This window comes from uncultured Mucilaginibacter sp. (assembly GCF_903913935.1).
In the GTDB taxonomy this organism is placed as follows: Bacteria; Bacteroidota; Bacteroidia; order Sphingobacteriales; family Sphingobacteriaceae; genus Mucilaginibacter.
Window position 1 is genome coordinate 1 of the sequence record NZ_CAIWNH010000216.1, and the last position, 8239, is coordinate 8239.

Here is an 8239-nt window from a genome sequence, read left to right on the forward strand (position 1 = left end):
ATTAAAAATTATGAGTTTACGATTAGGAGATAAAGCTCCAAACTTTACAGCAAAAACATCACAGGGCGACATTGATTTTTATGAATTTCTTGGCGATAGCTGGGGTGTTTTATTTTCACACCCTGCAGATTATACGCCTGTGTGTACAACCGAATTAGGTAAAACCGCCTCTTTAAAAAGTGAGTTTGACAAGAGGAATGTGAAAGTTGTTGCGCTGAGCGTTGATTCAGTTGAATCGCACGAAGGCTGGATAAAAGACATCAATGAAACCCAGGGTGTTGAGGTTAATTTCCCTATCATTGGCGACGAGAATCGTGAAATAGCTTTAGCTTATGATATGATCCATCCTAATGCATCACTAACTGCTACCGTAAGGTCGTTATTTGTTATTGCACCCGATAAAACCATTAAACTGATTATTACTTATCCGGCATCCACGGGCAGAAACTTCCAGGAGATTTTAAGGGTGATCGATTCATTACAATTGACTGCCAATTACAGTGTTGCCACACCTGCCGACTGGAAAGAAGGAGAGGACGTTGTGGTGGTTCCGGCGATTAAAACTGAGGATATTCCAGCGAAATTTCCTAAAGGTTTTACCCTGGTTAAACCCTATTTACGCCTTACGCCGCAACCAAATAAATAATTTTATTTGGTTATTAATTATTTTATATATTTGAACAGATTGGCTGTGCTATATCCTTTCTGATTATAAATTATTTTTATTCAGTTTTTGGCATAGGTTTTTAATCGGGAAAACAAATTTTAATACAACAATTATATTATTTATGAAAACTGGAAAAGTAAAATGGTTTAACACACAAAAAGGTTATGGTTTTATCGTTACCGAGGATGGTAAAGATCTTTTTGTACACTTTAAGGATGTACAAGGCGGCGTAAATGCCATCAAAGATAACGACAGCGTTACATACGATGTGGAAGAAGGCAGAAAAGGATTACAGGCAGTAAATGTAAAAAAAGCATAATTTAAAAGATTAATTTCTTCAAAAACCTCTGCGCTAACAGGGGTTTTTTTGTTCAGGAAAATTTTTGTTAAATCAAACTAATTATTTATTGCAATTATGACCGCTGACGCTTCGGCCAAACTTACACGGAATGCTGTTCTATTAGTATTGGTAGCCTCCTTGGGCTATTTTGTTGATATTTATGATCTTTTGATCTTTCTCATCGTCAGGAAGGCAAGCCTGCTTGATGTTGGTGTTAAACCTGCAGACGTTTTTAAAACAGGCATCTTTATTCTTAACTGGCAAATGGCCGGCCTCCTGGTAGGCGGGATACTTTGGGGCGTCCTTGGCGACAAACTAGGCCGGATTAAAGTACTTTTTGGCTCCATTACCTTGTATTCACTGGCAAATTTCGCCAACGGTATGGTGCACAACGCCGAAATGTATACGATTGTCCGGGTAATTGCCGGTATAGGACTTGCCGGTGAATTGGGCGCCGGAATCACACTGGTGAGCGAGACTTTAAGCAAACAAAACAGGGGATATGGGACGATGATTGTTTCATCTGTTGGCCTTTTTGGTGCTGCTGCGGCGGCTATAGTTGCGCATTATGGTTGGCGTGAAGCCTATTTTGTTGGTGGCGGACTAGGGATATTATTATTGTTGCTCCGATTGGGAACTTTTGAATCGGGCATGTTTAAAAACATTGTTCACAAAGATGTTTCTAAAGGCAACTTCTTTACGCTTTTCACCAATTGGGACCGCTTTAAAAAATATTTATGCTGTATTTTAATTGGCGCGCCGCTTTGGTATGTCGTGGGTATCTTAATTTCGCAACAACCTGAATTTGGTATTGCGCTGCATGCACGCGATAAATTAAGCGCCGGCGACAGTATTTTGTATGCATATGTTGGCATTGCTGTTGGCGGAATGATTAACGGATTGTTGGCACAAATAACAAAATCAAGGAAACTGGTAATGTATATTTTTCTGGTGCTCTCAGCAATCACGGCAGTAATTTACCTGAAATCAACAGGGCTTACTACAGAACGTTATCAATGGCTATGTTTTTTGATGGGTTTTGGTGTGGGCTACTGGACAACATTTGTAACCATTGCTGCTGAGCAGTTTGGTACCAATTTACGTTCAACAGTAGCTACAACAGTGCCAAACTTTGTGCGTGGATCGCTTATCCTCATCAGCCAGGGTTTTGTTGCATTGGTAGCACATTACGGTATGATAAACAGTGGGTACATCATGATGGCTATTCTTACGGTACTCGCGTTGCTGGCATTGAGTCAATTAAAAGAAACATTTGGGAAGGATCTGGATTATTTGGAGATATCGTAGATTTATTTGAACAGGTTGAGTAAGTGAAGGATTTTACACTATAATTACCTCAATCAACTAATTCATCATAATCAACCCAATCAACTAACTTTGCCCCGATGATCAACAAAGAACAAATAGCCGAAGATTACACGCAAATACAGGACGAAATATGTGCCGCACTGGAACTGACAGACGGCAAAGCTATTTTTGAAGAGGAACTGTGGGAGCGGGATGGCGGCGGCGGTGGCAGGACGCGCGTAATTCAAAACGGGAATATCCTGGAAAAAGGCGGTGTTAACTTTTCAGCGGTTCACGGCCACTTGCCCGATACGTTAAAAAGAGCATTAAAGGTTGACCAGGACGACTTTTTTGCAACCGGCGTGTCGATTGTGATCCACCCGAACCACCCGATGGTGCCTATTATTCATATGAACATCAGGTATTTTGAAATGCCGTCGTCATTTGGTTTAGGTAAAGAACCGTTACGTTGGTTTGGCGGAGGCATCGACCTTACCCCTCATTATGTTTTCGAAGAGGATGCACGCTATTTTCACATGTATCTTAAATCTGTTTGCGATGCCTGTCATCATGATTTTTATCACCGTTTTAAACTTTGGGCCGATGATTATTTCTTTATCAAACATCGCCATGAAACAAGGGGAATAGGCGGAATATTTTATGACAGGCTGACTGCTAACGACGACTTAACCTGGGAAAATATTTTTGAGTTTTCAAAAGCATTGGGAAGATCGTTTATACCTATTTACACAGAACTTGTTAACAGAAACAGAGATAAAGTATTTACTCCTGTGCAGCAGGAATGGCAATACCAGCGCCGTAGCCGTTATGCGGAGTTTAACCTGGTTTACGATGCCGGTACCAAATTCGGGCTGGAAACAAACGGCCGGATTGAATCAATATTGATGAGCCTGCCACCAACTGCCAAATGGTTTTATAACTACCAGCCGGAGGCCGGGAGCGAGGAGGAAAAGACATTATCATTGTTAAAAAAAGGGATTGATTGGGTGTGAAATGAAAAACAATAAGATCAGCATAAAAAATACAGCCACTCTTCTTGGGGCATTAGTTTTATGTTCGTTTCAAAATCAACCCAACCTCAAAGGCACATGGGTGTTTGCAGGTGGCATCTACAATGGGAAAAGGGAAGGCGCGACAGTTGATTATAAACTGCAACGGAGGTACACGCCCGGCCATTATGAAGCCTATGCCAGCGAAAAAGGCTATAAAACACAAAAATATGAGGCGGGCAATTATGTTTTTAAAGGCGATACTTGTATTGATACGGAGACCTTTTCGGCCCAGCCATCAAAAATAACCAACATACCCATCCACTACATCTACACCTTGAAAAATGATACGCTTACACTAAAAGGCACCCTGCCTACCGGGATGCGGGTAGAAGAGTACTGGAAGAAAATAAAATAGGGAATACCAGAGATTTGGAAATTTTAAAAAGGAGTAATTTTGAAATTATTCTCTTTTTCGAATCTAATAAAACGCAATAAGCACTTATCAACAGGACAATTTCCTGCTTTCGGTCTTTTCGGTCTTTCCTGACTTTCCGACTCCCTCTGCAACAGAATTGTTAATAAAAATGGTAGGCCGGAACCATTAATTTTCTTAACTTCGCAGGTCGTTTAACAACCCTTTTTAAACACACAGCTTTAGAGAAGAATCTACATCAGAAATAAAAATGGCCGAAGAAACAGGAAACGGAAATACACCCCCAGAAGACAGAATAATTTCGATAAATATTGATGAAGAAATGCGATCAGCTTACATTGATTATTCAATGTCAGTTATCGTATCCAGGGCATTGCCTGACGTTCGCGACGGCTTAAAGCCCGTACACAGGCGTGTACTTTACGGCATGCTCGATCTGGGTTTAAACAACAACAAACCATATAAGAAATCAGCCCGTATTGTGGGTGAGGTGCTGGGTAAGTACCACCCGCATGGCGATACGTCTGTTTATGATGCCATGGTACGTATGGCGCAGGATTGGAGTTTACGCTATCCTTTTGTTGAAGGACAGGGTAACTACGGATCTATTGACGGAGACCAGCCGGCGGCGATGAGGTATACTGAAGCAAGGCTTGAAAAGATTGCTGAAGAAATGCTGGCCGACATCAACAAGGACACCATCGATTTTCAGTTGAATTTTGATGACTCACTGGAGGAACCTACTGTTTTGCCTGCCAAGTTCCCAAACTTACTGGTAAACGGAGCATCAGGTATCGCTGTGGGTATGGCTACCAATATGGCGCCTCACAACTTAACCGAAGTAGTGAATGCCACGTTAGCATTAATCGATAACCGCGACATTGATATCGCCGAGTTGATGACCTATATTAAAGGGCCGGATTTTCCGACCGGAGCAATTATTTACGGCTTTGAAGGCGCCAAACAGGCATTCGAAACCGGCCGGGGCAGAATCGTGATCAGGTCACGGGCCGAGATTGAAACTTATAATAACGACCGTGAACGTATAATTGTTAGCGAAGTGCCTTACCAGGTAAACAAAGCGCTGATGATTGAGCGGACAGCCGAACTGGTGAACGAGAAGAAAATAGAGGGTATATCAGCTATCAGGGATGAATCGAACCGTGAAGGTATCCGTGTTGTTTATGAAATAAAACGCGATGCTAATGCAGCGATCGTATTAAACAACCTGTATAAGTATACCGCCCTGCAAACTTCATTCAGCATTAACAATATCGCGCTTGTGCATGGCCGCCCGATGTTGCTTAACCTGAAGGACCTGATCCATCATTTTGTTGAACACAGGCACGAAGTCGTTATCCGCCGTACCAAATTTGAACTTTCTGAAGCGCAAAAAAGAGCGCATATATTAGAGGGCTTATTGATCGCTCTGGATCACCTCGATGAAGTGATCAAATTGATCCGTGGTTCAAATACACCTGAAGATGCCAGGGAAGGTTTAATTGCACAGTTTGCCCTTAGCGATATTCAGGCACGTGCCATTCTTGACATGACCTTAAGAAGGTTAACAGGACTTGAACGCGACAAGATTAAAGATGAGTACGAAGGTCTGATGAAGCTGATCGATTATTTAAACTCAGTTCTTGCTGATGAAGGTTTAAGGATGCAGATCATTAAGGACGAACTAATCGAGATCCGTGACAAATATGGCGATGAACGTAAAACCGAAATGGTGCATTCATCTGCCGAAATGAATACTGAGGATTTTATTGAAGATGAAGATGTGGTGATCACTATCTCGCGCGAAGGTTATATCAAGCGCACGCCTTTAACTGAATACCGCAGGCAGGGCAGGGGTGGTAAAGGATCGCTGGGAAGCAACAGCCGCGATGCCGACTTTATTGAGCATTTACTGATCGCATCGAACCACAATTATATGTTGTTCTTTACTGAATCAGGACAATGTTTTTGGCTTCGTGTATTTGAGATCCCCGAAGGCTCGCGTACTTCTAAAGGACGGGCTATCCAAAACATAATTAATATTCCTAAGGAAGAGAATATTAAGGCATACATCAAGCTTCTCAGCCTTAAGGATAAAGAATACCTCGAAAATAACTTTATCATTATGTGTACCAAAAAAGGTACCATCAAAAAGACCTCGCTCGAGGCCTATTCACGTCCGCGTGCGAACGGTATAAATGCCATCAATATCAACGAGGGAGATTCCTTGCTGGAGGCAAACCTTACCAGTGGCAGCAGCGAAATTGTGATGGCACTAAAATCAGGTCGCGCTATCCGCTTTAACGAATCAACCGTAAGGCCAATGGGTCGCACCGCTACCGGCGTACGTGGCATATCGCTTGAGGACGAGAATGATGAAGTAGTTGGTATGATCAGTATTGACGATCCTGAAACTACAGTTTTGGTGGTTTCTGAAAAAGGATACGGCAAGAGAACTGACATCGATGACTACAGGGTAACCAACCGTGGTGGTAAAGGTGTTAAAACTTTAAACATTACCGATAAAACAGGAAAACTTGTTGCCATAAAAGGTGTTACTGATAAAGAAGACCTGATGATTATTAATAAATCAGGTATTATTATCAGGATTGCCATAAGCGAATTGCGGACTATGGGCCGTGCTACACAGGGTGTACGTTTAATTACCCTTAAAGAGAATGATGAGATAGCTTCAGTTGCTAAAATTGAACGTGAAGAAGAAGAAGAAGAAGAAAACGGAACAGAAAACAACTCCGAAAATAACGGTATTGAACCTGCTGCTGATGATGCGGGCGAAACACAAGAATAAAAAAACAATGCAGGGCCGTAAAATAGTATTACCGCTTTTAATAATGCTGTTTATTGCACCTTCAGCCTTTTGCCAGTCAGAAGTGCTGAAAAGTGTTGTAAACAGCCTTGCGTTTTATAAACAAAAAAAGGAGTTGAAATATCTGAGCAGCGCTAAAAACTCTGTAGATAGTTTGATAAAGGCCTCGCCGGATTCTCTTGAGCTGGAAAGGAATGTTTATAAGGCAGTTGTATATTCAAGCATCCTGTATATCGATTCATTAAACAGTTTAAAATTACCTGTGCAAATGTTTCAGCAAACTGCTGACCTGGTTGACAGGTTGCAGGCTCAGCGCAAAAGCTATAAATACCAGGTTGAACTCGATTATTCAAAACGGTGCCTGGCCAACGTTTATATCCGCAAAGGTTTTGTTGCGATGAATGCTTCCGATTTTATAACCGCACTGCAATTATTTGAGTCGGCAAAAAAATACACACCTGATTTTAAACAACTGGCCGCCTACATTGCCTTTACCAATAATAAACTTGGCAATTTACATGCTGCAGCCAGGTATTATGAGAGCATGGTTGGTGGCGACAGCACCAAAGCGGAGTATGCAGTAGTGGCAGCCGGCATCTATAAATCATTTGGTGACACCTTATCAGCGTTGAATGTGTTAAAAAAAGCGCGTAAAGTTTTACCGAATGACAAGTCGCTATTATTGGATGAAGCAAATATTTATACTAACCGTAAAGATTATAACCAGTTGGTGAATTTATTGCCGGCTTTGCTTGATATTAATACAAATAACGCTGATATTGCGTTCGTAGCAGCCAATTGTTACGATCATTTAGACCAATATGATAAAGCTGAGTCACTATATTTACGCTCAATTGAGTTAAATAGCTCCGCTTATGACCCTATATTTAATTTAGGATTATTGTATTTTAAACAAAGTAAGTCACCCAGGGATAAAGATAAATCACAGGATGAAACCAGGGCCGCACAATGGCTGGAAAGAGCAAATGAAATATCTCCAAACGAAGTTAATTGCCTCCAGGTGTTAAAGTTAGTTTATGAGCAGGAAGGAAATCAAAATCAAATAAATAAGGTAAATAATAAACTAAAACAGTTAACCAATTAATAATAGATCATGAAAATAAAGCTTTTGATGATAGGCCTTTTAGGTTTAAGCACAGTAACCGCCTTTGCTCAAAAAGGGGTATTGCGAGACGCACAGGAAAGTTACGATAAATATACGGTTGAGAATTCTCAGAAAATTTTAGCTGCAAAGGCCAAAACGGACATCGCTGATGCCAAAACGTCTATTGATAAAGCTTCAACTAATGACAAAACAGCCACGTTGCCACAAACATACGCTTTGATAGGTGCTATTTATTCAGCTACAGCTGCTATGGATACTACCGGTGCTCCGGCAACAGCAACGTTAATAACAACTGCCCAGGAAGCCATTAAAAAAGCAAAAGATGCAGTAACAACTGAGAAAGATGCTGATATAAAAACTAAATGTACCAAATTAATAGCCGATGCAGGTACCAATTTAGCAATCTATTTCCAGGCCCAGGGTGTAAAACAGTACCAGGGCGGGAAATTTGAACTGGCTTATCAATCTTTTGATAACTGGAGCCAGGCGACAGGCGATACTACCGCAACCTACTATGCAGCACTG

8 protein-coding genes are annotated in these 8239 nt (G+C 41.3%); all 8 read left to right on the forward strand.

The features are described 5' to 3' along the window. The first annotated feature begins 10 nt into the window (after positions 1 to 10). Positions 11 to 646 carry a peroxiredoxin gene (locus tag QZY09_RS08190; RefSeq protein ID WP_096352813.1) on the forward strand — a complete coding sequence of 212 codons (636 nt, stop codon included), beginning with the start codon at positions 11 to 13 and terminating at the stop codon, positions 644 to 646. Between the two features lie 142 nt (positions 647 to 788). Then, on the forward strand, positions 789 to 986 hold the full coding sequence (locus tag QZY09_RS08195) for a cold-shock protein (protein ID WP_096352812.1): 198 nt from the start codon (positions 789 to 791) through the stop codon (positions 984 to 986). A gap of 96 nt (positions 987 to 1082) precedes the next feature. Further along, a complete protein-coding gene (locus QZY09_RS08200) occupies positions 1083 to 2315 on the forward strand; it encodes an MFS transporter (RefSeq protein WP_295670836.1) in 1233 nt (410 codons plus the stop codon). 98 nt (positions 2316 to 2413) lie between these two features. Further along, positions 2414 to 3328: an oxygen-dependent coproporphyrinogen oxidase gene (hemF, locus tag QZY09_RS08205; protein WP_295670839.1), complete on the forward strand. Its 915-nt coding sequence runs from the start codon at positions 2414 to 2416 to the stop codon at positions 3326 to 3328. Between the two features lies 1 nt (position 3329). Next, the gene (locus QZY09_RS08210) at positions 3330 to 3743 is read left to right on the forward strand and encodes a hypothetical protein (RefSeq protein ID WP_295670841.1); all 414 of its coding nucleotides are present in this window, start codon (positions 3330 to 3332) and stop codon (positions 3741 to 3743) included. A gap of 268 nt (positions 3744 to 4011) precedes the next feature. Beyond that, positions 4012 to 6570, forward strand: coding sequence for a DNA gyrase subunit A (gene gyrA, locus QZY09_RS08215; protein WP_295670844.1), 2559 nt, complete (start codon positions 4012 to 4014; stop codon positions 6568 to 6570). Further along, on the forward strand, positions 6473 to 7693 hold the full coding sequence (locus QZY09_RS08220) for a hypothetical protein (protein ID WP_295670847.1): 1221 nt from the start codon (positions 6473 to 6475) through the stop codon (positions 7691 to 7693). Before gyrA ends, QZY09_RS08220 begins: the two co-directional genes overlap by 98 nt. A gap of 9 nt (positions 7694 to 7702) precedes the next feature. After that, positions 7703 to 8239 (forward strand): hypothetical protein (locus QZY09_RS08225; protein WP_295670850.1); only part of this gene is annotated, 537 nt, incomplete at its 3' end.